The organism is Bradyrhizobium sp. CAR08, from assembly GCF_052871955.1.
In genome coordinates this window covers 351803-374847 of record NZ_JBIXJX010000002.1, presented here as the reverse complement: position 1 = coordinate 374847, position 23045 = coordinate 351803, and the positions used below count along the sequence as shown (strand labels likewise).

The 23045-nt window shown below is 64.4% G+C and carries 20 protein-coding genes and 1 pseudogene; 13 read left to right on the top strand and 8 right to left on the bottom strand.

Annotation, left to right across the window (positions count from 1 at the left end; genetic code table 11):
• Nucleotides 1–50: 50 nt before the first annotated feature.
• Both ACIPUD_RS05500 and rplI read left to right on the top strand, forming a co-directional pair.
• Nucleotides 51–1028, top strand: a complete 978-nt coding sequence (locus ACIPUD_RS05500; protein WP_204510986.1) for a hypothetical protein — start codon at nt 51–53, stop codon at nt 1026–1028.
• A gap of 63 nt (nt 1029–1091) precedes the next feature.
• Nucleotides 1092–1697, top strand: a complete 606-nt coding sequence (gene rplI, locus ACIPUD_RS05495; protein ID WP_007609316.1) for a 50S ribosomal protein L9 — start codon at nt 1092–1094, stop codon at nt 1695–1697.
• A 37-nt stretch (nt 1698–1734) separates the two neighbouring features.
• Here rplI and ACIPUD_RS05490 read toward each other — a convergent pair.
• Together ACIPUD_RS05490 and ACIPUD_RS05485 are read right to left on the bottom strand one after the other, a co-directional pair.
• Nucleotides 1735–1973 (bottom strand): annotated as a pseudogene (locus tag ACIPUD_RS05490) (PaaI family thioesterase); the annotation flags it as partial.
• A 26-nt stretch (nt 1974–1999) separates the two neighbouring features.
• Nucleotides 2000–3043, bottom strand: a complete 1044-nt coding sequence (locus ACIPUD_RS05485) for a hypothetical protein (RefSeq protein WP_446480232.1) — start codon at nt 3041–3043, stop codon at nt 2000–2002.
• A gap of 281 nt (nt 3044–3324) precedes the next feature.
• On the opposite strand from ACIPUD_RS05485, the gene ACIPUD_RS05480 reads away from it, so the two are divergent.
• The 3 genes from ACIPUD_RS05480 (at nt 3325) to alr (ending at nt 8146) form a co-directional block, all read left to right on the top strand.
• A complete protein-coding gene (locus tag ACIPUD_RS05480; protein WP_018459125.1) occupies nt 3325–4575 on the top strand; it encodes an SAM-dependent methyltransferase in 1251 nt (416 codons plus the stop codon).
• A gap of 730 nt (nt 4576–5305) precedes the next feature.
• Nucleotides 5306–6814, top strand: coding sequence for a replicative DNA helicase (locus ACIPUD_RS05475; RefSeq protein ID WP_018459126.1), 1509 nt, complete (start codon nt 5306–5308; stop codon nt 6812–6814).
• 45 nt (nt 6815–6859) lie between these two features.
• Nucleotides 6860–8146, top strand: coding sequence for an alanine racemase (alr, locus tag ACIPUD_RS05470; protein ID WP_446480231.1), 1287 nt, complete (start codon nt 6860–6862; stop codon nt 8144–8146).
• A gap of 12 nt (nt 8147–8158) precedes the next feature.
• Here the strand turns inward: alr and ACIPUD_RS05465 are convergent, their stop codons facing one another.
• Nucleotides 8159–8377 carry a hypothetical protein gene (locus tag ACIPUD_RS05465; RefSeq protein ID WP_018459128.1) on the bottom strand — a complete coding sequence of 73 codons (219 nt, stop codon included), beginning with the start codon at nt 8375–8377 and terminating at the stop codon, nt 8159–8161.
• Between the two features lie 40 nt (nt 8378–8417).
• Between ACIPUD_RS05465 and ACIPUD_RS05460 the strand changes: the two genes are divergently transcribed.
• Nucleotides 8418–9188, top strand: coding sequence for an exodeoxyribonuclease III (locus ACIPUD_RS05460; protein ID WP_018459129.1), 771 nt, complete (start codon nt 8418–8420; stop codon nt 9186–9188).
• Between the two features lies 1 nt (nt 9189).
• Here ACIPUD_RS05460 and ACIPUD_RS05455 read toward each other — a convergent pair whose 3' ends face one another.
• From ACIPUD_RS05455 to ACIPUD_RS05445, 3 genes are all read right to left on the bottom strand, one after another.
• Nucleotides 9190–10005, bottom strand: a complete 816-nt coding sequence (locus tag ACIPUD_RS05455; protein WP_446480230.1) for a DUF4886 domain-containing protein — start codon at nt 10003–10005, stop codon at nt 9190–9192.
• A 99-nt stretch (nt 10006–10104) separates the two neighbouring features.
• Nucleotides 10105–10473 (bottom strand): GFA family protein, encoded by a 369-nt coding sequence (locus ACIPUD_RS05450; protein ID WP_018459131.1) that lies wholly within the window; start codon nt 10471–10473, stop codon nt 10105–10107.
• Nucleotides 10474–11102: 629 nt separating this feature from the next.
• Nucleotides 11103–11969, bottom strand: coding sequence for a L,D-transpeptidase (locus ACIPUD_RS05445; RefSeq protein WP_446480229.1), 867 nt, complete (start codon nt 11967–11969; stop codon nt 11103–11105).
• A gap of 194 nt (nt 11970–12163) precedes the next feature.
• Here ACIPUD_RS05445 and ACIPUD_RS05440 point away from each other — a divergent pair, with 194 nt between their 5' ends.
• The 7 genes from ACIPUD_RS05440 to ACIPUD_RS05410 all read left to right on the top strand — a co-directional run bounded on the left by ACIPUD_RS05440 (nt 12164) and on the right by ACIPUD_RS05410 (nt 20275).
• Nucleotides 12164–12889 carry a sulfite exporter TauE/SafE family protein gene (locus ACIPUD_RS05440; protein ID WP_094183584.1) on the top strand — a complete coding sequence of 242 codons (726 nt, stop codon included), beginning with the start codon at nt 12164–12166 and terminating at the stop codon, nt 12887–12889.
• Between the two features lie 103 nt (nt 12890–12992).
• Nucleotides 12993–14438: a DNA repair protein RadA gene (gene radA / locus ACIPUD_RS05435; protein WP_018459134.1), complete on the top strand. Its 1446-nt coding sequence runs from the start codon at nt 12993–12995 to the stop codon at nt 14436–14438.
• 165 nt (nt 14439–14603) lie between these two features.
• Complete coding sequence (locus ACIPUD_RS05430; protein ID WP_007592055.1) at nt 14604–15233, top strand: CvpA family protein; 630 nt, start codon at nt 14604–14606, stop codon at nt 15231–15233.
• Nucleotides 15234–15261: 28 nt separating this feature from the next.
• A complete protein-coding gene (purF, locus tag ACIPUD_RS05425; protein ID WP_018459135.1) occupies nt 15262–16767 on the top strand; it encodes an amidophosphoribosyltransferase in 1506 nt (501 codons plus the stop codon).
• A gap of 144 nt (nt 16768–16911) precedes the next feature.
• A complete protein-coding gene (locus ACIPUD_RS05420; protein WP_377790382.1) occupies nt 16912–17652 on the top strand; it encodes an SDR family NAD(P)-dependent oxidoreductase in 741 nt (246 codons plus the stop codon).
• A 78-nt stretch (nt 17653–17730) separates the two neighbouring features.
• Nucleotides 17731–18879 carry a hypothetical protein gene (locus ACIPUD_RS05415; protein WP_085352898.1) on the top strand — a complete coding sequence of 383 codons (1149 nt, stop codon included), beginning with the start codon at nt 17731–17733 and terminating at the stop codon, nt 18877–18879.
• A 169-nt stretch (nt 18880–19048) separates the two neighbouring features.
• Complete coding sequence (locus tag ACIPUD_RS05410) at nt 19049–20275, top strand: ABC transporter substrate-binding protein (protein WP_018459138.1); 1227 nt, start codon at nt 19049–19051, stop codon at nt 20273–20275.
• 119 nt (nt 20276–20394) lie between these two features.
• Here the strand turns inward: ACIPUD_RS05410 and ACIPUD_RS05405 are convergent, their stop codons facing one another.
• Both ACIPUD_RS05405 and der read right to left on the bottom strand, forming a co-directional pair.
• A complete protein-coding gene (locus ACIPUD_RS05405; protein ID WP_446480228.1) occupies nt 20395–21648 on the bottom strand; it encodes a TCR/Tet family MFS transporter in 1254 nt (417 codons plus the stop codon).
• A complete protein-coding gene (gene der / locus ACIPUD_RS05400; RefSeq protein WP_018459140.1) occupies nt 21645–23027 on the bottom strand; it encodes a ribosome biogenesis GTPase Der in 1383 nt (460 codons plus the stop codon). Before der ends, ACIPUD_RS05405 begins: the two co-directional genes overlap by 4 nt.
• Nucleotides 23028–23045 lie beyond the last annotated feature (18 nt).

Below are 23045 nucleotides of genomic sequence, written 5' to 3'. Positions count from 1 at the left end.
GATGGTTGGGGCGAGATGCCTCTAACCGCTCGAAGGGAGCGGGACAGCTGATGATGGCCTTTGGACTGATAGCTCTGATCGCCGGCGCTGCGTCGGCCCTGATGTTCGCCTCGATCATTTCGGGCGCGCTGATCTCGCTCGTCCTGTTCTATCTCGCACCGCTGCCGCTGATGGTCGCTTCGATCGGCTGGGGACCGCTTTGCGCGAGCCTCGGCGGCATCGCCGCCGCGCTTGGCCTCGGCGCCCTGTTCGGCCTGCCCTATTGCATCGCCTTCGCCCTCACCGTCGCATTGCCGGCCTGGTGGCTCGGCCATCTCGTCCTGCTCAGCCGGCCGGTCGGAGCCGCCGCGCCGGAGCCCGCCGCCGAGCCGCCCACCGAGCCTGCGCTGGAGTGGTATCCGGTCGGCCGTATCCTGCTGTGGATCGCGGGCTTCGCCACACTGACCACGATCGCCGCGCTGCTCACGATCGGCACCGACGCGGAGACCATCACCGGCACGCTGCGCCGTGGCTTGATGCGCCTCCTCCGCGCCGCCGACCCGCAGAGCTCCGGCGAGACCGACCAATTCGTCGGCGCACTGGTGCGTATCTTGCCGGCGGGTGCCACCATCGTTGCGATGATGACGCTGACCCTCAACCTCTGGCTCAGCACCAAGGTGACGGCGACGTCGGGCCGGTTGCGGCGCCCCTGGCCGGACCTGATGACCGCGGAGCTGCCGCCGATGACGCTCGTGGCGCTCTGCGTCGCGCTCGCCTTCTGCTTCACCGGCGGACTGCTTGCGATCGCGGCGCAAATCGCGACGGCTGCGCTGATGATGGGGTACGCGCTGACCGGCTTTGCCGTGCTGCATACGCTGACGCTGGCGCTGAAGAGCCGCACCTTCTGGCTCGGCTCGACCTACGCCGTCGTCGTCGTGTTCGGATGGCCCGTCATCGCGATGGTGATCCTCGGCCTCGCCGATGCCGTGTTCGGCCTCCGCGAACGCTTCCTTCGCACGCGCCAGCCACCGCCGCTGCCGACCTCTTGAGTTCAAGTCCGAAAGTTCAAGTTCGAAATTCCACCTCACTCAACACATCAAAGGAGAACGAATATGGAAGTCATTTTGCTGGAACGCGTCAACAAGCTCGGTCACATGGGCGAAGTCGTGAAGGTTCGCGACGGCTATGCCCGCAATTTCCTGCTCAAGCGCGGCAAGGCGCTGCGCGCCACCGCCGACAACCGTGCCAAGTACGACGGCATGAAGGCCGAGCTCGAGGCTCGCAACCTTGAGTCCAAGGGCGAGGCGTCCAAGGTCGCCGAGAAGATCCAGGGCAAGAACATCATCGTGATCCGTCAAGCTTCGGAAGCCGGTCAACTGTTCGGCTCGGTCAACGTGCGCGACATCGTCGTGGCGTTCGAAGCCGACGGCGTTTCGCTGTCCCGCCCGCAGGTTCAGCTCGATGCGCCGATCAAGACCATCGGCAAGCACACCATCACGGTCGCCATCCACCCCGAGGTCGAGGTCGAGATCAGTGTCACCGTGGCGCGCAGCCAGGACGAGGCCGAGCGCATCAACCGCGGCGAGGACATCTCGAGCCGGAACGAAGACCGGGATGCTGCGGCCGAAGCGATCGCAGCCGCCGGCGAGTTCTTCGACCCGGAAGCCCTGCAGGACGACGCCGAGCCGGCGCCGGCCGCGGAAGAGACCGAGAAGTAAGCCTCGCGTTCGCGCAGGCTTTCGAAGCCCGGTCGCCTCAGGCGGCCGGGTTTTTCGTTGTGGCGGCACAATCCTCGCTCAGCATCGCGATCGACGCGAGCGCCGTCGCCGTATGGTCTCGACCCCGGCGCTGACGCAGAAAACGCCGGCTGCGGCGACGGAGACCTGACGGCCCGACTTGATCACCCTCGCCCGGCAGATCCGCTTCTCGCCGACCGCGGGCGACAGCAGATTGAGCTTGTAGCCAAAACGACGAAGGCCGCGCGAGAGCGCGGCCTTCGCATGTCTAAAAATGTGGTCGCCTATCGCGAAATCGGCGGCGTCGGCGGACCGGACGATTCGGCTGGCGCCGGTGGAGTCGCAGCGGTCGCGGGCGGCGCCGGTTCCTGCGACTTCGCTGGCGGTTCGGCGCTCCCGGCGGGCTTGGGAGCAGCCTCTTCCGCCGCCTTGGGCGCAGCTGGCTCGGGGGGCTTCGCGGCGGACGGTGCGGCCGGCGTCACCTGCGGCACCGGATCGGGCCGCAACGCCGGAGCTTCGCTGCCGCGCGGCTCCACCTTGGCGCTTTCCGGCTTGGCCTCGGCGGGCTTGTCGGACGGCTTGCTGCCTTCGGGTTTGCTGCCTTCGGGTTTGCTGCCTTCGGATTTAGCTTCGCCGGAATCCACCTTCGCAGTCTCGGGCTTTGTCTCAGGCTTGGACTCGACCTTCGGCTCGCTCTTCTTGTCGTCTGCCGTCGGCGCCGCGGCATCGACCTTCGGCGCCTCATCACTTCCCGGCTTGCCGCGCTTGCCGAGACGCTTGGCCTTGCGCCCTTCGGGGACAGCCTGGCCCTCGGGCTTCGCACCTTCCTTCGTTCCTTCTTCGGCCGGCCGCGCGGCGCGCTTCTGACGCGCGCCCTCGGCCGCGGGAGCGGCACCCTCGCCTTCCGGCTTGGCGGACTCCTGGGAACGTTGCCGGCGGCCCTGATGTTCAGGAGACTGCGCGGGATTGGTATTGGCTTCCTTGTCCTTATCCTTGGCGCCGTCCTTCTTGTCCTTGCCGTCCTTATGGCCGTCCTTCGCCTGGAAGCGGGTGTCGGTGGCCCCGTTGGAGACGAGGTAGGAGGCAAGCACGCCGGCCATGTCGGGGCTGGTCGTGTAATGCTGGCGCAGGAAGCCCGGCAAGGAGCCCGGCGCCACTGTTTTCAAAAGGCCGCGCGGGCTCTTGTGACATGCATTACAGGTCTGCGCGAAAAGCTGGGATGGGGCCTTGCCGGCCTCGAGGTTCGTCGCCTGCGCGAAAACGGTATCGGTCGCGCCGAAGCCGATCAGAAGCAAGATCGTCGCGAGGCTGAGCGCTCGGCTCGACATTCCCATCATCTCCATTGAATTCCGAGAGGTGCAGCCGGCAGGCGGCGCCGCGGCGGGTCACCTTTTATCCGATTGAGCCGCGAATGGAAGCAGGCACCGCGCGCAAGGATGTGATTAAGCGGTTTTGGAATATCCGCTTTGAGCACAGCGCAATAGCGGGCCCGGGACACCTCCCTAGATCTAGATGCAAGCGCATAGGAACCGCTGAGATGCCCGGGCGTAGGGTGTGAAAGGCCGGGTTAGTCGCATCTCTTCGGGTTCGCTCGAGAGGATGGGTGCCGATGGACCGATTGTTGCGTCAATTCCTGTCTCAATTCATCCGCCGCGGGTCGATGACGGTGACCACGGCGAAGGGCTCGAAGTTCACCGTCGGCGACGGCTCGGGCGAACCGGTCGCAGTCCGCTTCGTCACCGCGGACGCAGAGCGGAAGATCCTAGTCAATCCCGAGCTCGGGCTTGGCGAGGCCTATATGGACGGCGAGTTCATTGTCGAGCATGGCACCATAGCTGATGCTCTCGCGATCCTGCTCGGTCAACCCGACCTGTTGCCGCACTGGGCAAAACCCTGGTGGCACCTGCGCTATCTGGTGCGGCACCTGAAGCAGTTCAATCCGCGCCCGCGATCCCGCCGCAACGTCGCACATCATTACGATCTCGATGCGAGGCTCTATTCGCTCTTCCTCGACGCCGACAAGCAATATAGCTGCGCCTATTTCGAGACGCCGGAGAGCACGCTCGACGATGCACAGCTTGCCAAGAAACGGCACGTCGCCGCAAAGCTGCTCGTCAAGAGCGGCCAGCGCGTCCTCGACATCGGTTCGGGCTGGGGCGGACTTGGGCTCTATCTCGCCGAGATCGCAGGTGCTGACGTCACCGGCATAACGTTGTCGACCGAGCAGTTGCAGATCGCCAATGCGCGCGCAGCCGAAAAGGGCCTGACCGGATCGGCCAAATTCCTGCTTCAGGACTATCGCGACATCGCCGGTCCGTTCGACCGCATCGTCTCAGTCGGCATGCTGGAGCATGTCGGCGCCCGCTTCTACGACACCTACTTCCGGCGCTGCGCCGAGCTGCTGGATAAGGACGGCGTCATGTTGCTGCACTCGATCGGCCGTTCGCAGGGCCCGGACTCCACCAATCCCTGGATCGCCAAATACATCTTTCCCGGCGGCTACATCCCCGCCCTCTCGGAGGTGCTGCCGGCGATCGAGCGGGCGGGCTTGCTGGTCTGCGACATCGAGATTTTGCGCCTTCATTACGCCGAAACCCTGAAGGCATGGCGCGAGCGCTTCATGGCGCGACGCGAAGAAGCCGTGCAGCTGTATGACGAGCGCTTCGCGCTGATGTGGGAATTTTATCTAGCAGCCAGCGAGATGACGTTCCGCAAGCAGCATATGATGAACTTCCAGATTCAACTCACCCGCCGTCAGGGCGTCGTGCCGATGACGCGCAACTACATCGCGCGTGAAGAAGCCCGACTGCGGGCCGTCGAAGCCGGCGCCACGCCGAGGCTGAAGCTGGCTGGTGAATGAGTCCTAGTGTCGCAGGGTCGAAACCGGAGCGGACGTGGAAGAGGCCGTTAAGGCCAATTGCATCCGCAGCGCTTTCAGGATTTCAGGGGCGACCGGTTCCCGACGCACTTCCGGCCGCTCAGCGTGCTCCATGGCCGCGATCAGCCCCGACAGCCAAAGTCGGCTGCCTGCTTCGCTTCGCCAATTCCGGGGCTGCCGTTCTGGCCGCATCGCTTGCCTCGTTCCCTGGTGGCAGATCAGGAGACAACCCCCCGCCCGCTAACCTGTTCCGGCTGTACCCCCGAAAGAATCCGGGGAGATGTGATCTGCTTCACATAAGTCTGGTCGGCCCTGGCTTAGACCGTCGCCATGAGCAACAAGACCAAAACCTCATTCGACGTGCAGGACGACCTCCGCACCGATTACGCCCTGATCGCTACCGGCGTCGGGGCGGCCCTGGTTGCACTGGTCTACCTCCTGCTGGTCTAAACCGAGCCAAAAGCGCCTGGCCGTGGGTCATTCGCGCGCGTCTCGATGTGTCTGCCCGGCACCCCATCAGGTTCACTTCATCCGGCGTTTTCCGTGGCGCGGGTTCCACGAAATTCCGTCAAGCGCGGCGCGTGCTGCGGCGGTCAATCATCCACCATTTTAATGATCGGTTGATAGCAGCGAGCTTTTGCTTCCGCTTTGGGCTGAGGCGGCGCTTTATCCCGGCCCCGCATCCGCCCCAGAAAATTGCTATCGCTCGACCATGGCCCTGACTGATTCGAACGTTCTCAAACTCGCGCCCGAAGCCGGAACCCCGGCCTATCGGAGCGCGCCGCATAACATCGAGGCGGAACAGAGCCTTCTGGGCGCGATCCTGGTCAACAACGACGCGTTTTACCGCGTCTCCGATTTTCTGGAGCCGAAGCATTATTTCGAGCCGCTGCACCAGACCATCTTCGAGACCGCCAGCAGCCTGATCCGGATGGGCAAGATCGCGACGCCCGTCACCCTGAAGACCTTCCTGCCCGCCGACACCGACATCGGCGGCATGACCATCGGGCAATATCTGGCGCGCCTCGCCGCCGAAGCGACCACCATCATCAATGCGCAGGATTATGGGCGCACCATCTACGATCTGGCATTGCGACGCGACCTGATCGGCATCGGCGAGGACATGGTCAATGTCGCCTATGACGCCCCGGTCGACTTCGCGCCGCGGGCGCAGATCGAGGACGCCGAGCGCCGCCTCTACGAACTCGCCGAATCCGGCCGCTATGACGGAGGCTTCCAGAAATTTTCGCAGGCGCTGACGCTTGCGGTCGATCTGGCCGCGAAAGCGTTCCAGCGCGATGGAAAGCTGTCGGGCATCTCGACTGGCCTGCGCGACCTCGACACCAAGATGGGCGGGTTGCAGCACTCCGACCTCATCATCGTCGCCGGCCGCCCCGGCATGGGCAAGACGTCGCTTGCAACCAACATCGCCTACAACGTCGCCCGGGCCTACGTTCCAGAACTCCAGGCCGACGGCACCATGAAGGCCGCCCATGGCGGCGTCATCGGCTTCTTCTCCTGCGAAATGTCGGCCGACCAGCTCGCCACGCGTATCGTGGCCGAGCGCACCGGCATTCCCTCCTCGTCGATCCGCCGCGGCGGCATCTCAGAGGCCGATTTCGAGAAGATCCGCGAGGTCTCGATCGAGCTGCAGTCGCTGCCCTTCTATGTCGACGAGACCGGCGGTCTCTCGATTGCGCAGCTCATGGCGCGCGCCCGCCGGCTGAAGCGGCAGAAGGGCCTCGACCTCATCGTCATCGACTACATCCAGCTCTTGTCGGGTTCGGGCAAGCGCAGCGAAAACCGCGTGCAGGAAATCACCGAGATCACGACCAGTCTGAAGGCGCTCGCCAAGGAACTCAGCGTGCCCGTGATTGCGCTTTCGCAGCTCTCGCGCCAGGTCGAATCACGCGACGACAAGCGGCCACAGCTATCGGATTTGCGCGAATCCGGCTCGATCGAGCAGGACGCCGACGTCGTGCTGTTCGTCTATCGCGAGGAATATTACCTCGGAAACAAGGAGCCGCGCCCGGGCACACCCGAGCACGAAAAATGGCGCCTGGACATGGATCTTGCGCACGGCAAGGCCGAAGTCATCATCGGCAAGCAACGCCACGGCCCGACGGGCACCGTCGATCTGGCCTTCGAAGCGTCGGTCACCCGGTTCGGCGACCTTGCGCCGGACAGCCAAGTGCCGGACCGCGGCGGCGGCGACTACTGAGTTCCCTGGGTTGAACCTGACCGGCCTCTTGCGTAAAACGGCGCCATGACAACGGCGTCCGACCCGAAAATGATCCCGCAATCCGGCCTTCTCTCCGCGGAGGCCAATCAGGCTGCCGCGCTCGCGACCTTCGGCGGCGTGCTCACCGTCGATCTCGATGCCATCATCGCCAATTGGCGTAAGCTCGAGAAGACGGCGGTGCCGGCCGAATGCTCGGCGGTGATCAAGGCAGACGCCTATGGCTGCGGCGCCGAGCAGGTCGCGCGTGCCTTGAACAAGGCCGGCTGCAAGACCTTCTTCGTCGCCACCATCGAGGAAGCGCGCAAGGTGCGCGCGGCGGTGCCGGAGCCTGCGGTCTACGTGCTCGGCGGCTATTTCCAGAACACCGGCGAGCACTACGCCCAGATCAACTGCCGCCCCGTGATCGGCGATCTCAACGAGCTCGCCGAATGGGACGTGTTCTGCCGCCGCACCGGCTGGACCGGTGGCGCCGCCATCCACATCGACACCGGCATGAATCGGCTCGGCCTGACGCTCGCGGAAGCGCAGGCCATTATCCCCCGCATCAACGCCGGCGATCACGGCATTACGCTGGTGATGAGCCATCTGGTTTCGGCCGAGCAGCTCAACAACCCGGTGAATGCCAAGCAACTCGCGGCCTTCCGCGGCATCGCCAGCGAATTCTCCGGCGTGCCGGCGGCGCTCGCCAATTCGTCCGGCGTCTTCCTCGGCGCGCCCTTCCATTTCGACATGGTGCGGCCGGGCGCCGCGCTTTACGGCGTCAACCCGACGCCGGAGGCTGACAATCCGATGCAGCCGGTGGTCGATCTCAAGGCCCGCATCGTGCAGATCCGCAATGTCGAGCGCGGCGAGAGCGTCGGCTATGGCGGCACCTGGACGGCACGGCGACCGACGAAACTCGCGATCATCGCGGTCGGTTATGCCGACGGCTATTTCCGCGCCGCAAGCTCCAATGACGGCACCCGCGGCGCCGAGGTCATCGTCGCCGGCAAGCGCTGTCCGGTCGCCGGCCGCGTCTCGATGGACCTGATCGCGATCGACATCACCGATCTGCCGCCGAACGCGGCGCGGCGCGGCCACATGGTCACGCTGCTCGGCGAGGGCATCACCGTCGACGAGCTCGCGCATCATTTCGGAACGATCGGCTACGAGGTGCTGACCAGCCTCGGCCGCCGCTACGCCCGCGTCTACAAGGGCGGGAACGTGGTGGAGCCGCTGGCCAGGCCGGCTTCCGCGCAGGCGGTCGAGCAGCAGACGCCCGCTCCGCCATCGGTCGAACAGCCCACAAGCCCGCCGCCGCTGCCGGGCTGAGCGGCTTGCCGCCTACTTCTTTTTCCTGCTGTCCAGCGCCGTCTTGCAGGTTGCGCTGAGCTTGTCGCGCTTGGCGTTGAGGCAGGCGACGATGCCGCCGCCCGGCGCAATGCCGGCGCAGAATTTGTCATAGTCCGCCTTGCACGCGCCGCGCGGATCGGATGATTGTGCCGAGGCAACCCCGGAGAACGCAACGGCGACGGCGATGACGGCAAAGCTCAACTTGGACATTGTTTCTCCGGTAGCGGAAGGCAGGAGCCGGTAGCTCTACATGAAGATCGCGACATTCAACATCAACAACATCAATCGCCGCCTGCCCAATCTGTTGGCATGGATGCGAACGGCGAAGCCAGATGTCGTCGCACTTCAGGAGTTGAAGGCAAGTGATGGCGAATTTCCGGCGACCGCGATCGAAAAGGCCGGTTACGGCGCAGTGTGGTGTGGACAGAAGACCTGGAACGGCGTCGCCATCCTGGCCCGCAATGCCGAGCCCATTCTCACCCGCGATCGCTTGCCGGGAAAACCTGCCGATCACGAAGCCCGCTACATCGAGGCCGCGGTACGCGGTGTCATCGTCACCAGCATCTACCTGCCGAACGGCAATCCGCAGCCGGGACCGAAATTCGACTACAAGCTCGACTGGTTCGCGCGGCTCAAGCGCCATGCCAGAACCTTGCTCAAGCAGGAGCTGCCCGTGGTGCTCGCCGGCGACTACAACGTTGCACCTGATGAGCTCGACATCTATCCGACGCGCTCGTGGGACAAGGATGCCTTGATCCAACCGAAGAGCCGTGCGGCCTTTGCCTCGCTGCTGGCACAAGGCTGGTGTGACGCGATCCGCGAACTGCACCCCGAGCAGCGCATCTACACCTTCTGGGATTACAAGCGAAACCGCTGGCCGCGAGATGCGGGCCTGCGGCTCGACCATGTCCTGCTCAGCCCTGCCCTCGTCTCACGCCTGGCAAAAGCCGGCGTGGACAAGAAGGTTCGCGGCGAAGAAGGCGCGAGCGACCACGCACCGGCGTGGGTCGTGCTGCGCTAGGTCAACGCCCGTAATACTCCTGCACCGTGTCCCACGCTGCTTTCTGCAGCAGCTCCACCGTCGGGCCGTCCAGTCCCATCGTGTAGGAATTGCCGACCGGCGAGCGGCCGGTCAGCGCGGCGAACGTCACGCAGGTCGCCAGATATGTGCCTGCGGGGCTCGGGTGCCGCTTGTCCGGCGCATACAGATTGAGCTCGGGCTGCAGCTTGCGCACGCGCGCGAAGGCAAAACCTGCGGGGATCACCAGCGCATCATTGGCATTGCCTGCGATTGTGTAGGCCTCGGCCAACGCTTCCGTCATCTCAGGCTTGTCGGCGTAAGCCCAGGACATGAACAAGACCGGCCGCATGCCGTTGGCGCGGACGATCTCGCTGTCCTTCTTTACGAAGGTCGTGAACGCGTCCTTCAATTGCGGATGGATGGGGCACTGGCTGCAATCCATCATCACGACGGCGTCGTACTGCCTGCCCGGCTTGTTGAAGACGACGTTGTTCTGCTCGTCGAACGAATAGGCGCCGAGGCCACCCGGCCGCAGCAGGTTGTCCATGTCATGCCAATCGAGGCCGGAACCGCCGATCGTCGCCATGGTGTTGCGATAGGCCGTCTTGTTTTCAGGGTCCGCAGCCCGCTCCATGAAGGAGAGATGCCCGGGCATGCCGTTGTTGTAATAGAAGAAGCTGTTGCCGACGAACAGCGCGGCATTGGGGAAATCCGGTCCTGATGTCGTGACCTTGGGCCTGGTCTGCGCCTGCGCATTGAAGCCGGCTACAACGGCCAGACACATCGCGAGCATCACTCGCGCGAAAAGACGCATCATCGGCTTCCTCCCCTTTTTCTGTCGGGCCGGAAACAGATCAGCTTTTCAAGAGTGCCTCAAGAGCACGGACGAGCAGCAGACATGCGCGAGAGCGCATGCTCACCATAAATTCTTGCCATCGATCATGGTCACCGGCACGGTCTCGAGATCGAACTCGTCGAACAGGCGCGCGTTGACGGCGACCCTCGGATTGTCGAAATCGGGCTTGCCGGTCGACCAGTCCGGCGACTCCGAATAGGTACCGCAGCCGCAGCTTGCGCAGAAATGGTGTTTGACCGTTCGGCTGCCCCAGAGATAGGTCGCGAGGTTCTCCGCGGGCGACAGCAGCCGAAACTGCGCCGGCGTGTAATAGGCCCACAACGCGCCGCGCTTGGCGCAGAGCGAACAGGTGCAACGGGTGACGCTCGCGGGCGCCTCCGTCACCTCGAACACCGTCTCACCGCAATGACAGCTTCCCTCGACCCGCATGACCCACTCTTTGTTTTGTCAGGAGATGGTCGTAGCCGGACCCTGCTGCCAACATGCTGTCAGCAGCGCGCAGCCGGACTTGCCCCATGTGCTGCGAGCACCGACTTGCCGCGCCAACTCAACAAAAACATGAAAAACAACCCCATGCACAGTAGCCGATGGCTGGCAAATCAATGGGTTACGCATGCTCCGAAACACTGATTTGACGCGTCGGGCAAACACTGGCGGGATGTTTTCAGAAGCGGTCGTCGACACGGTGGAGCGTGGACTTCATCGCAGCAGCGCGTCATGCGATGCGAAGGGCCTACGGGAGACAGCTCGGGCTTCGATATGAAGGGGCAGCCCGTCGACGCCCCTCTTCGGGGACGTCGACGGCATGAAATTGCGATGGCAAATTGCAATCCTTGGTGCTGCTCTAACCGGCGCAGCTCTGAGCTACGCTTATACTCATACCGCAATCGGGGTGACTGAGCCGTGCCGGAGAAGTTCTTCGGGCGAGGTGGTGGTCTGTCCTCCGCCCTACAAGCCATAAATTGTTTGTGCCTGTCACAAGCTTCCGACCGGATGACCTCGTAGGCGACTTGAATTGCCTCCTTGTCCTCCGTTGCAGGATGAGGACGGAGGACGAATTACTGCGCCTCGGCGATCTTCGCTCCAGATGACGGCATCTGCGCGTGAGTTGCCGAGGGCCGGTTCGGCGGTGATGCCGGGTCCGGTAATCGGAAAGCGGCGTCGGCTGGCGCTCCCTGGGGTGCTCGGCGGGCAACGGTCGTCGGAAGCACGATCACTTTCGCGCCGACTTTCACGCGATCATAGAGGTCAACGACGTCCTCATTGGTCAGTCGGATACAGCCGGACGAGACCCGCTTCCCGATCGTATCGGGCTTGTTGGTGCCGTGAATTCGATATTCGGTCTCGCCCAGATACATCGCCCGAGCGCCGAGCGGGTTGCCAGGACCTCCGGCCATGAACCGCGGCAGATAAGGCTGACGCGAGACCATCTCCGCAGGCGGATGCCAATCCGGCCATTCTGCCTTACGAGCCACAGTCTGCTCACCGGACCATGTGAAACCTTCGCGGCCAACACCGATGCCATAGCGCAGTGCCTGCGCGTCGTTCAGAACGAGATAGAGGAATGTGTTCTTGGTATCGATGATCACGGTGCCCGGCGTCTGGCGGCTGGCGTAGTCAACCACCTGCCGCACGAATGCTCCGGGAACGTCAGCCGCTTTGGGCGGTTCGACCAGAGGCGCCGGGGCCGTAAGCGGAGCCGAAGCCGGCGTCGGAGCTGATGCATGAACAGGCGTTGAGACGTAAACCGGAGTTGATGACGCTTGGGCTTCGTGCGCGGACGGCTTTCGTGCCAGTTGCACGTTCGCCGGTCGGGACAGCAAGCCGTACCCCAACGCTGCGACGGCGACGGCACCAACTGCAACTCTCGCCGCCATCGGGATTGCGAACGTCTGCGCCTTTCCGCGTTTGGCTCGCTTACCCATACTCTTCTTCCCCCCGGTCACTATGCCCAAGAGAGGTACCCAGTAAGATTTAAGAAACTTCGAAGCGATTTCGCTCAGACTGGACCCGTCGGCGATGGTTAACGCCGGGCTCTCGGCAAGATAAGGTTCTCTCGCCTCGCGGATCGCCCGCGCCGCGGGCCGCGGCTAAACTCTCCCGATTCGTGGAGACGGTTTTGGCTTTCCTCTTCGTCCTCATCGTCGGCCTCGTCGCAGGCACCATTTCCGGCATCGTCGGCACGGGCTCGTCGATCATGCTGATGCCGGTGCTGGTCTATGCCTATGGGCCAAAGGAGGCGGTGCCGATCATGGCGGTGGCCGCCGTCATGGCCAACTTCTCACGAATCCTGGCGTGGTGGCGCGAGGTCGACTGGCGCGCCTGCGCGGCTTATTCGGTCACAGGCATTCCAGCCGCCGTGCTCGGCGCGCGGACACTGCTGGCGCTGCCCTCGCACGCCGTCGATCTTGCCATCGGCGTCTTCCTGATCGCGATGGTGCCGGTTCGGCACTGGCTGGCGCGGCACGATCTCAAGGCCAATCTCTGGCATCTGGCGATCGGCGGGGCCGTCATCGGCTATCTCACCGGCATCGTCGTCTCCACCGGCCCGCTCAGCGTGCCGCTATTCCTGTTCTACGGCTTGTCCCGCGGCGCTTTCCTCGCCACCGAAGCGGCATCTTCGCTCGGGCTCTATGTTGCGAAATCCGTGACCTTCGAACGTTTCGGCGCGCTGACCGGCGATGTGTTCGTCAAAGGCCTGGTCGCAGGATCGTCGTTGATGGCCGGCGCCTTCATCGCCAAACGCTTCGTGCTGCGCTTGAAGCCGGAGATGTTCCGCTTGGTGATGGACGCAATCATGATCGCGGCCGGCCTCTCCATGCTCTGGAACGCGGCGCAGCCGTAGCCGGGCTTCGGGGGGGCGCCGGGGCTCACTCTCTCGACCCGTCATTCCGTGCTATCAGCAAACCTGAAACCCCCGACTCGCTGTCCCCGGACTCGCTGTCCCCATGGCCAAGAACACACTTTCCTTCGTCTGCCAGAACTGCGGCGCGGCCTATAACCGCTGGCAGGGCAAGTGCGAGTCCTGTGGCGAGTGGAATACGCTCGCGGAGGAGGACACGACCGGCAGCGTGCCGGTGTCGATCCGCTCCAAGCGCAAGGGGCGGACCTTCGCGCTCGAGAGCCTGTCCGGAAAAACCCAGGACGCCCCGCGCCTGTCCTCCGGCATGACGGAGCTCGATCGCGTGACCGGCGGCGGCTTTGTCCGCGGCTCGGTGCTGCTGGTCGGCGGCGATCCCGGCATCGGCAAGTCGACGCTGCTGACGCAGGCCACAAGCCTGCTCGCGCGCGCCGGACACCGCGTCGTCTACATCTCCGGCGAAGAGGCGGTCGCGCAGGTGCGGTTGCGCGCCGAACGGCTCGGGCTGTCGGATGCGCCGGTGCAGCTCGCCGCCGAAACGTCGGTCGAGGACATTGTCTCGACGCTGTCTGAGGGCGCGGTGCCGCGGCTGATCGTGATCGATTCGATCCAGACCATGTGGACCGACACGGTGGAATCGGCACCCGGCACGGTGACGCAGGTGCGCGCCTCGGCGCAGGCCCTGATCCGTTTTGCCAAAAGGACCGGCGCGGCCATCATCCTGGTCGGCCATGTCACCAAGGACGGACAGATCGCCGGCCCTCGCGTGGTCGAGCACATGGTCGATGCGGTGCTGTCGTTCGAGGGCGAAGGCTCGCAGCAATTCCGCATCCTGCGCGCCGTGAAGAATCGTTTCGGGCCGACCGACGAGATCGGCGTGTTCGAGATGACCGGGCTTGGCCTGCGCGAAGTCACCAATCCTTCCGAGCTGTTTTTGTCGGAGCGCGATCTCGGCACGCCCGGCACCGCAGTCTTCGCGGGTATCGAGGGTACAAGACCCGTTCTGGTCGAATTGCAGGCACTGGTGGCGCCGACCTCGCTCGGCACCCCGCGCCGGGCCGTGGTGGGCTGGGATCCGAGCCGGCTATCGATGGTGCTGGCGGTGCTGGAAGCCCATTGCGGGGTGAAGCTGTCCGGCCACGACGTCTATCTGAACGTCGCGGGCGGCCTGCGCATCCACGAGCCCGCGGCTGATCTGGCCGCCGCGGCGGCGCTGGTGTCCTCGCTGGTTAATGCGCAGTTGCCCTCCGATGCGGTCTATTTCGGCGAGATCTCGCTGTCCGGCGTGGTGCGCCCGGTAGCGCAGACCCCGGCCCGGCTGAAAGAAGCGGCAAAACTCGGCTTCCAGCGTGCCGTTCTGCCCGAATCGGCCCGGGGCGAAGCCGGCGGCGATGCCGGCTTGTCGCTGAACGCGATCAACAGCCTGACGACATTGGTCGCCGAGATCGCCGCACGCGGCTCCCGGCGGGGCGACTCGAGCGCACCGGCAGAGAAAAATGCCACACCAGCAAGATTCCGCCGTGGAGAGGGTTAGCCGGTGGTGACGTCCCCCGCCCTCGCCGCTATACAGCCGTCACAAAAGCAGCATGGGATTGCGTGGTTGCGGCCTTGCCGGGAACGTCGTCTGGCCCTCACTTAGGGCGGCGGCCAAGCACCGATTCGCTGAGCACCTTGAAGTACGAGCGGACCAGACCAGCCGATGCCAGTAACCATCCTCGACCTGATCCTGCTCGGTGTGATGCTGATTTCGGGCCTGCTCGCCATGGTTCGCGGCTTCATGCGCGAGATCCTGTCGATCGCGGCCTGGGGCACGGCGGCGATTGTCACGCTTTATTCATTCTCGAAGCTGCTGCCGACCGCAAAGACCTATTTCAACAACGATACCGTCGCGAGCGTGGTCGTGGTTGCCGGCGTGTTCGTGGGCACTTTGGTCGTGGTCTCCGTGATCACGGTCCGGATCTCCGACATGATCCTGGATTCGCGCATCGGCGCACTGGACCGCACCCTCGGCTTTCTGTTCGGGCTGGCGCGCGGACTTTTGATCGTCGTGGTCGCCTTCCTGTTCTTCACCTGGCTCGTGCCGGACAAGCAGCGCCCGGATTGGGTCACGGGGGCCAAATCCCGCGTGGTGCTGCAGGGAACCGGGGATTGGCTGATGGCCCTCTTGCCTGACGACCCCGAGAACACCATCTTGAAGAGATTCAAGAAAAACAAACCAGATGAAGAGCAAACTGATTCCGAGCAGCAGCCTTCGGGCAGTGGCGACGGATACAGCAAACCGGCTCGTGACAGCCTTAAAAAGCTGATCGAGAAACCCGCGGCGCGTTGATTAAGCCCTAACGAGAGGCTCGGACGAGATGCGAAATCCTGACCAGGACGCCCTACTTGATCTCGGCCCGGCCGCGCTGGAACTTCAAGACGATCTGGAGGGGGATACGCTGCGCGAGGAATGCGGCGTCTTCGGCATCTACGGCCACCCCGATGCCGCCGCCATCACGGCGCTCGGCCTCCATGCCCTTCAGCACCGCGGCCAGGAAGCCGCCGGCATCGTCTCCTATGACGGCGGCCGCTTTCATTCCGAACGCCGCCTCGGCCTCGTCGGCGACACCTTCTCCCGCCGAGAGGTGATCGACCGCCTGCCCGGCACAATGGCAGTCGGCCATGTCCGCTATTCCACCACCGGCGCGACCATCCTGCGCAACGTGCAACCGCTGTTCGCCGAACTGAATGCCGGCGGCCTTGCGGTCGCCCACAACGGCAATCTCACCAACGGCCTGACGCTGCGCCGCGAGCTCGTGAGGAACGGCGCGATGATGCAGTCGACCACCGACACCGAGGTGATCCTGCACCTGGTCGCGCGCTCCAGGCGCAGCCGCTTCATCGAGCGCTATATCGACGCGCTGCGCGAGATCGAGGGCGCCTATGCGCTGGTGTCGCTGACCAACAAGAAGCTGGTCGGCGCGCGCGATCCGCGCGGCATCCGTCCGCTGGTGCTCGGCGAACTCGATGGTTGTCCGATCCTGACCTCCGAGACCTGCGCACTCGACATCATCGGCGCACGCTTCGTCCGCGACATCGAGCCCGGCGAGGTCATCGTGTTCGACGAGAACGGGCAGGACATCCACAAGCCGTTCCCGCCGATCGCGCCGCGTCCCTGCATCTTCGAGTACATCTACTTCTCCCGTCCGGATTCCATCGTCCACGGCCGCTCGGTCTACGAGGTGCGCAAGGCCTTTGGTGCCCAGCTTGCGCGCGAGAGCCACGTGCCGGTCGATGTCGTGGTGCCGGTGCCGGATTCCGGCGTGCCCGCGGCGGTTGGCTACAGCCAGCATTCCGGCATCCCGTTCGAACTCGGCATCATCCGCAACCACTATGTCGGCCGCACCTTCATCCAGCCGACGCAGGCGATCCGCGAATCCGGTGTGCGCATGAAGCATTCGGCCAACCGCGCCGCGATCGAAGGCAAGCGCATCATCCTGATCGACGATTCGCTGGTACGCGGCACCACCTCGAAGAAGATCGTCCGCATGATGCGCGATGCCGGCGCCAAGGAAGTGCATTTCCGCCTCGCCTCGCCGCCGATCCTCTATCCCGACTATTACGGTATCGATCTGCCGGACCGTGGTGGTCTTCTTGCGGCGACACATTCGCTGGAAGAGATGCGCGAGATCATCGGCGCCGACTCGCTCGCCTTCCTGTCGATCGACGGCATGTACCGCGCCATGGGCGAGCCCGGCCGCGACCCCGCCAATCCGAAATTCTCGGATCATTGCTTCACCGGGGCTTATCCGACCCACCTCACCGACCAGACCCAGACCGAGCAGCAGCCGCGGCAATTGTCGTTGCTGGCGGAGGCGAGCTAGGCTCGTCGTCCTGGCGAAAGCCAGGACCCATTACCACAGGCCTTTCTGGTACGAAGAAGGTGTGACAATCATCTTCCCTAGCCATAAACGTCACGGCGTATGGGTCCTGGCTTTCGCCAGGACGACGCTGGATAGAACCTTTCAATGACAAATCCCCTCGCCAACCGCATCGCTCTCGTCACCGGCGCCTCGCGCGGAATCGGCTTCGCCACGGCCAAGGCGCTGGCCAAGGCCGGCGCGCATATCGTTGCGGTCGCGCGCACGCAGGGCGGGCTGGAAGAGCTCGACGACGAGATCCGCAAGGACGGCGGCAGCGCCACGCTGGTGCCGCTCAACCTCACCGATTCCGACGGCATCGCGCGCCTAGGTGCCGGCCTGCATGAGCGATACGGTAAGCTCGACATCCTCGTCGGCAATGCCGGCGTGCTTGGGCCCTCCTCACCGATCGGCCATATCGAGCTGAAGGCCTTCACCGACGTGATGGCGGTCAACGTCGCCGCGAACTTCCAGCTGATCCGTTGCATGGAGCCGCTGCTCAAGCAGTCCGACGCCGGTCGCGCGGTGTTCATCACTTCCGGCGCCGCCAACAAGGCGACCGCCTATGTCAGCCCCTACGCCGCCTCCAAGGCGGCGCTGGAGACGCTGGCGCGCGCCTGGGCGCAGGAGACCGCGAACACTAAGCTGCGCGTCAATCTGTTCAATCCGGGCCCCGTCCGCACCCGGATGCGCGCGACGCTGATGCCGGGCGAAGACCCAACGACGCTCGATACAGCCGAGCAGGTCGCCGAATTCATCGTGCCGATGTGCGCGCCTGATTGGACCGAGACCGGCAAGTTCTACGACTACAAGACCCGCAGCCTGATGAGCTTCCGCTCGCCGGCCTGATTGACTTGACGGCCTCCCCGCGATTGACTGCCCGCGCTCAAGCGGCAGCAAGCCGCAAGCCAATAAAGGGAGGTTGCCATGGCGCCATGGCGGAATCGCGCAGGCTTTAAGCGTGCGCTCGCAAATGTCTCTCGCGTCCTCTCCGTTCTGATCGTGGCCGTCGCGTTTGCGCTTCCGGGCGCGGCGACCGCCGGCGATGTCCCGACCTTCGCGGTCGATGCTTCCTGGCCAAAGCCGTTGCCGAACAACTGGATCCTCGGCCAGGTCGGCGGCATTACCGTCGACTGGCAGGGCCACATCTGGGTGATCCATCGTCCCCGCTCGCTCACCGACGACGAGAAAGGCGCGAGCCTCACTCCGCCGCGCTCGAAATGCTGCGTCTCGGCGCCGCCCGTGCTCGAATTCGACACGGATGGCAATCTGCTGCGATCGTGGGGCGGCGCGGGCGAAGGCTATGAATGGGTTGGCCGCGAGCACGGCATCGAAGTCGACGAGCGCGGCTTCGTCTGGGTCGGCGGCAATGCCGACAATGACAACGCGATCCTGAAATTCACGCTCGACGGCAAGTTCGTCGCGCAGATCGGCAAGATCGCGCCGAGCCTCGGCAGCAACGACACGACCCAGCTCGGCAAGCCCGCCGAGACCGCGATCGACAAGGCCGCCAACGAAATCTACGTCGCCGACGGCTACGGCAATCGCCGCGTCATCGTGTTCGACGCGACCACGCTCGCCTACAAGCGGCACTGGGGCGCCTACGGCAACAAGCCCGACGATACCAAGCAGGCTCCTTACGATCCCAAGGCGCCGGTTGCGCAGCAATTCGGTAATCCGGTCCACTGCGTGAAGCTCGCCAATGACGGGCTTGTCTACGTCTGCGACCGCATCAACAACCGCATCCAGGTCTTCAAGACGGACGGCACCTTCGTGAAGGAGTTCTTCTTCGAGAAGAACACGCTCGGCAACGGCGCGGTGTGGGACATCGCGATCTGGCCCGATCCGAAGCAGACCTGGCTGCTCAGCGCCGACGGTGAGAACAACGAGATCAGGGTGATCAGGCGCGAGGACGGCAGCGTGGTCGGCAGCTTCGGGCACAATGGCCGCAATGCCGGACAATTCCACTGGGTGCATGCCATGGCGATCGACGCCAAGGGTAACGTCTATACCGCCGAGGTCGACACCGGAAAGCGGATCCAGAAATTCAAGCTGACATCGGACGCGCTGAAATAGCCTCTCGACGCATTTTGCCCAAAAGTTAACGGAGGGATGACGCTGCGACGCAGCGTCATCCGGCTTTAGGCGCATTGCCGCCGGCCGTGGGACACGGTAGAGCCATCAGCCGGAACAAGGCTCCGTTCAAGAGAGCCGTCCGCATGTTTGACAATGGAGGAAACCTTTTATGACGACGACGTTCGCGCGCCGCTCTGCGGCCCTTCTGGCCTGTGCCGCCTTCGGTTTTGCCACATCCGCCTTCGCTCAGGACAAGACTGTCAAGATCGGCGTGCTCAACGACATGTCGAGCCTCTATGCCGACATCGGTGGCCCGAACTCCGTGGTCGCGATCAAGATGGCGGTCGAGGATTCCGGCCTGCTCAAGAAGGGCTGGAAGATCGACGTCATCAGCGGCGACCATCAGAACAAGCCTGACGTCGGCGTCAACATTGCCCGGCAATGGATCGACAACGACAAGGTCGATGCGATCGCCGACACGCCGAATTCCGGTGTCGCCCTGGCGGTCAGCAACCTGGTCAAGGAAAAGAACTCGGTGCTGCTCAATTCCGGCGCGGCCTCCGCCGACCTGACCGGCAAGGCCTGCACGCCGAACACGGTCTCCTATACCTACGACACCTACATGTTGGCCAACGGCACCGGCAAGGCGCTGACCAAGGCCGGCGGCGACAGCTGGTTTTTCCTGACCGCGGATTATGCCTTCGGCCATGCGCTCGAACGCGACACCACCGCGGTCGTGACTGCGAACGGCGGCAAGGTGCTCGGCAGCGTCAAGCATCCGATCAATACCGCGGACTTCTCGTCCTTCCTGCTGCAGGCGCAATCGTCCAAGGCCAAGGTGGTGGGCCTTGCCAATGCCGGCGGCGACACTACGAACTCGATCAAGCAGGCCGCCGAGTTCGGCATTGTACAGGGCGGACAGAAGCTCGCGGCGCTGCTGCTGTTCATCAACGACGTGCATTCACTAGGTCTGAAGACCGCCCAGGGCCTGACCTTCACGGAATCCTTCTACTGGGACATGAACGAGCAGACCCGCGCCTGGTCGAAGCGATTCTCGGCGCTGGCCAATAAGAATGCGATGCCCTCCATGACGCAGGCCGGCAATTACGCGATGGTGCTGCATTATCTCAAGGCGATGGACGCGCTCGGCAGCAATCCGCATGACGGCGCCAAGGTCGTCGCCAAGATGAAGGAGCTTCCGACCGACGATCCGCTGTTCGGCAAGGGTCCGCTGCGCGAGGATGGGCGTCGTCTCATCCCGGCCTATTTGTTCGAGGTGAAGAAGCCCGACGAATCGAAGGGACCGTGGGATTACTACAAGCAGATCGCCACGATCGCGGCGGAAGACGCGGCCAAGCCGCTCAAGGACAGCGAGTGCCCGCTGGTGAAGAAGTAAGGGCGTAGCTTGCGCAACTGCCTCCACGACGTCATGCCCGGGCTTGTCCCGGGCATCTACGTTCTGGACCGGACGAAGAACGTGAATGGCCGGGACAAGCCCGGCCATGACGGCCCTCTTCAAGGCGCCTTGGCGACAGCCAGCGCCCGCACCGCGATCGCCACGCACACCACCATCAGCACCGCCGCGAGCAGGAACAGCGCGCCGGGCAGCTGCCACGGCGCGCTGGCGCCGATGAAATATGAAAAGGTCAGCGTGAACAGGAACGGGCCGACGAGCTGCGACACGCTCTGCACGCTCGCGGTCGCGCCCTGCAACTGGCCCTGCTGATCGGGCGCGACCAGCCGCGTCATCAGCGATTGCATGGCGGCGCCCGAAATGCCCCACAGCGACATCACGGGAATGCCGATCCAGAACAGCGGCCCGGTCGGCGCCGCGCCGAAGATCACGAAGCCAATCGCGCCACAGCACAGGCCGAGCAACAAGGCGTTGCGCTCGCCGAGCACACGCACGATCGGGCCGATCGCGAGCCCCTGCACCACCATCGCGCAGATGCCGACCATCGCCAGCGTCAGCCCCACGGTTTTCGAATCCCAGCCGTAGCGATAAGTGGCGTAGAGCACGAAGGTCGAGGGCAACACGACATGCGCGACCTGCGCGATGAAATTGACGACGGACAGCGCGGCGAGCACCGCGTTGGAACGCAGCAGGCGGAGCGCTCCGAGCGGATTGGCGCTCCTCCAGCGGAACGGCGCGCGCTTGTCCGGCGCCAACGATTCCGGCAGGACGAAGAGCCCATAGAGCGCATTGGCGAAGCTCAAGGCCGCCGAGGCCCAGAACGGCAGGCGCGGATCGATATCGCCGAGCAGGCCGCCCAGCGCCGGGCCCAGCACGAAGCCGGCGCCGAATGCAGCGCCAATCCTGCCGAACACCGCTGCGCGCCGCTCCGGCGGCGTGATGTCGGCGATATAGGCAAAGGCGGTCGAGATGCTGGCCGAGGTGATGCCCGAGATGACGCGGCCGACGAACAGCCAGACCAGCGACGGCGCCAGCGCCATCAGCACATAGTCTGCCGCGAGCCCGAAATTCGACAGCAGCACCACCGGCCGCCGCCCGAAGCGGTCCGACAGCGCGCCGAGCACCGGCGAGAATACGAACTGCATCAGCGCCCAGGCGGTGCCGAACAGGCCGAAGATGCGGGCCGCATGGGCCGTGTCGTTGTCGACGAAGCTCTCGATCAGTTTTGGCAGGATCGGCATGATCACGCCGAGCGCGAGCATGTCGAGCAGGATGGTGACGAAGATGAAGGCGACCGCACCGCGCCGGACTGGCGCTGCGCCCTGCGCCATCGCCTCGCCGGCGTCGTTGCTCACGACGGCCGCTTGCGCTTGTGGGCGAACGGATTGGCCTTCTCGCGCAAGGTGATGCGCACCGGCGTGCCCGGCAGCTCGAAGGCCTCACGCAGCGAATTGGTGAGATATCGCAGATACGACTGCGGTACCGCGTCCGCACGCGAGCAGAACAACACGAAGCTTGGCGGGCGGGCCTTGGTCTGCGTGATGTAGTTCAGCTTGAGTCGTCGTCCGGACACGGCCGGCGGCGGATTGGCTTGGACCGCCTCCTCGAACCAGCGGTTCAGCGCCGCGGTCGACACACGCCTGTTCCAAAGCGCATAGGCATCCTGGATCGCCTGCATCAATCGATCGATGCCCTCGCCCATCAAGCCGGAGACGGCGACGATCGGCACGCCCTTGATCTGCGGCAGCAAGTGATCGGCATCGCGGCGCAGGTTCGAGATCGCGCCGCCGCCCTTGCTTTCCATCAGGTCCCATTTGTTGACGGCGAGCACGACGGCCCGACCCTCGCGCTCGATCAGGTCGGCAATGCGAAGATCCTGCTCCTCGAAGCGGTTCTGCGCATCCATCATCATCACGACGACTTCGGCAAAGCGCACCGCGCGCAGTGCGTCGGCGACCGAGAGCTTCTCGAGCTTCTCCTCGATCCGCGAGCGCCGGCGCAGACCTGCGGTGTCGAACACCCGAAACTCGCGCCCCTTCCAGTTGATCTCGACCGCGATGGAATCGCGCGTGGTACCCGCCTCCGGGCTCGTCAGCAGGCGCTCCTCGCCGAGCAGATGATTGATCATCGTCGACTTGCCGGCGTTGGGCCGGCCGACGATCGCGACCCGGATCGGACGCGTGGCCGCCTCTTCCTCCGTCAGCGGCTCGTCGTCCTCGACCTCATCCTCCTCGACGGGCTCCGGCATCAGCTCTCTCAAGGCGTCATAGAGCTCACCCAGGCCCTCGCCATGCTCGGCCGAGATCTGGATGGGATCGCCGAGGCCGAGCGCGAAAGCCTCCATCGCGCCGGCATCGCCGTGCTTGCCTTCGCTCTTGTTCGCGACGAGCATCACCGGCTTGTTGGCCTTGCGGGCGAAATCGGCGAAGGCGCGATCGTTGGGCGTGAGGCCCATGCGGGCATCAATCACGAAGAACAGCGCGTCGGCCTGTGCGATCGCGGCCTCCGTCTGCTCCTGCATGCGGGCGGTCAGCGAGCCCTTGGCACCCTCATCGAGGCCGGCGGTGTCGATGATCGTGAAGTCGAGATCGCCGAGCCTGGCCTCGCCCTCGCGGCGGTCGCGGGTGACGCCGGGGAGGTCATCGACAAGCGCGAGCTTCTGCCCGACCAGACGGTTGAACAGCGTCGACTTGCCGACATTGGGTCGGCCGATAATGGCAATCTTAAAGGACATGGGTCATTCGTGCGCTGC

What these genes read in the sequence shown, in the direction of transcription:
- ACIPUD_RS05500 (WP_204510986.1), top strand. Translation starts at nt 51, where the DNA reads ATGATGGCCTTTGGACTGATAGCTCTGATCGCCGGCGCTGCGTCGGCC.
- rplI (WP_007609316.1), top strand. Translation starts at nt 1,092, where the DNA reads ATGGAAGTCATTTTGCTGGAACGCGTCAACAAGCTCGGTCACATGGGC.
- ACIPUD_RS05485 (WP_446480232.1), bottom strand. Translation starts at nt 3,043, where the DNA reads ATGTCGAGCCGAGCGCTCAGCCTCGCGACGATCTTGCTTCTGATCGGC.
- ACIPUD_RS05480 (WP_018459125.1), top strand. Translation starts at nt 3,325, where the DNA reads ATGGACCGATTGTTGCGTCAATTCCTGTCTCAATTCATCCGCCGCGGG.
- ACIPUD_RS05475 (WP_018459126.1), top strand. Translation starts at nt 5,306, where the DNA reads ATGGCCCTGACTGATTCGAACGTTCTCAAACTCGCGCCCGAAGCCGGA.
- alr (WP_446480231.1), top strand. Translation starts at nt 6,860, where the DNA reads ATGACAACGGCGTCCGACCCGAAAATGATCCCGCAATCCGGCCTTCTC.
- ACIPUD_RS05465 (WP_018459128.1), bottom strand. Translation starts at nt 8,377, where the DNA reads ATGTCCAAGTTGAGCTTTGCCGTCATCGCCGTCGCCGTTGCGTTCTCC.
- ACIPUD_RS05460 (WP_018459129.1), top strand. Translation starts at nt 8,418, where the DNA reads ATGAAGATCGCGACATTCAACATCAACAACATCAATCGCCGCCTGCCC.
- ACIPUD_RS05455 (WP_446480230.1), bottom strand. Translation starts at nt 10,005, where the DNA reads ATGATGCGTCTTTTCGCGCGAGTGATGCTCGCGATGTGTCTGGCCGTT.
- ACIPUD_RS05450 (WP_018459131.1), bottom strand. Translation starts at nt 10,473, where the DNA reads ATGCGGGTCGAGGGAAGCTGTCATTGCGGTGAGACGGTGTTCGAGGTG.
- ACIPUD_RS05445 (WP_446480229.1), bottom strand. Translation starts at nt 11,969, where the DNA reads ATGGGTAAGCGAGCCAAACGCGGAAAGGCGCAGACGTTCGCAATCCCG.
- radA (WP_018459134.1), top strand. Translation starts at nt 12,993, where the DNA reads ATGGCCAAGAACACACTTTCCTTCGTCTGCCAGAACTGCGGCGCGGCC.
- ACIPUD_RS05430 (WP_007592055.1), top strand. Translation starts at nt 14,604, where the DNA reads ATGCCAGTAACCATCCTCGACCTGATCCTGCTCGGTGTGATGCTGATT.
- purF (WP_018459135.1), top strand. Translation starts at nt 15,262, where the DNA reads ATGCGAAATCCTGACCAGGACGCCCTACTTGATCTCGGCCCGGCCGCG.
- ACIPUD_RS05420 (WP_377790382.1), top strand. Translation starts at nt 16,912, where the DNA reads ATGACAAATCCCCTCGCCAACCGCATCGCTCTCGTCACCGGCGCCTCG.
- ACIPUD_RS05415 (WP_085352898.1), top strand. Translation starts at nt 17,731, where the DNA reads ATGGCGCCATGGCGGAATCGCGCAGGCTTTAAGCGTGCGCTCGCAAAT.
- ACIPUD_RS05410 (WP_018459138.1), top strand. Translation starts at nt 19,049, where the DNA reads ATGACGACGACGTTCGCGCGCCGCTCTGCGGCCCTTCTGGCCTGTGCC.
- der (WP_018459140.1), bottom strand. Translation starts at nt 23,027, where the DNA reads ATGTCCTTTAAGATTGCCATTATCGGCCGACCCAATGTCGGCAAGTCG.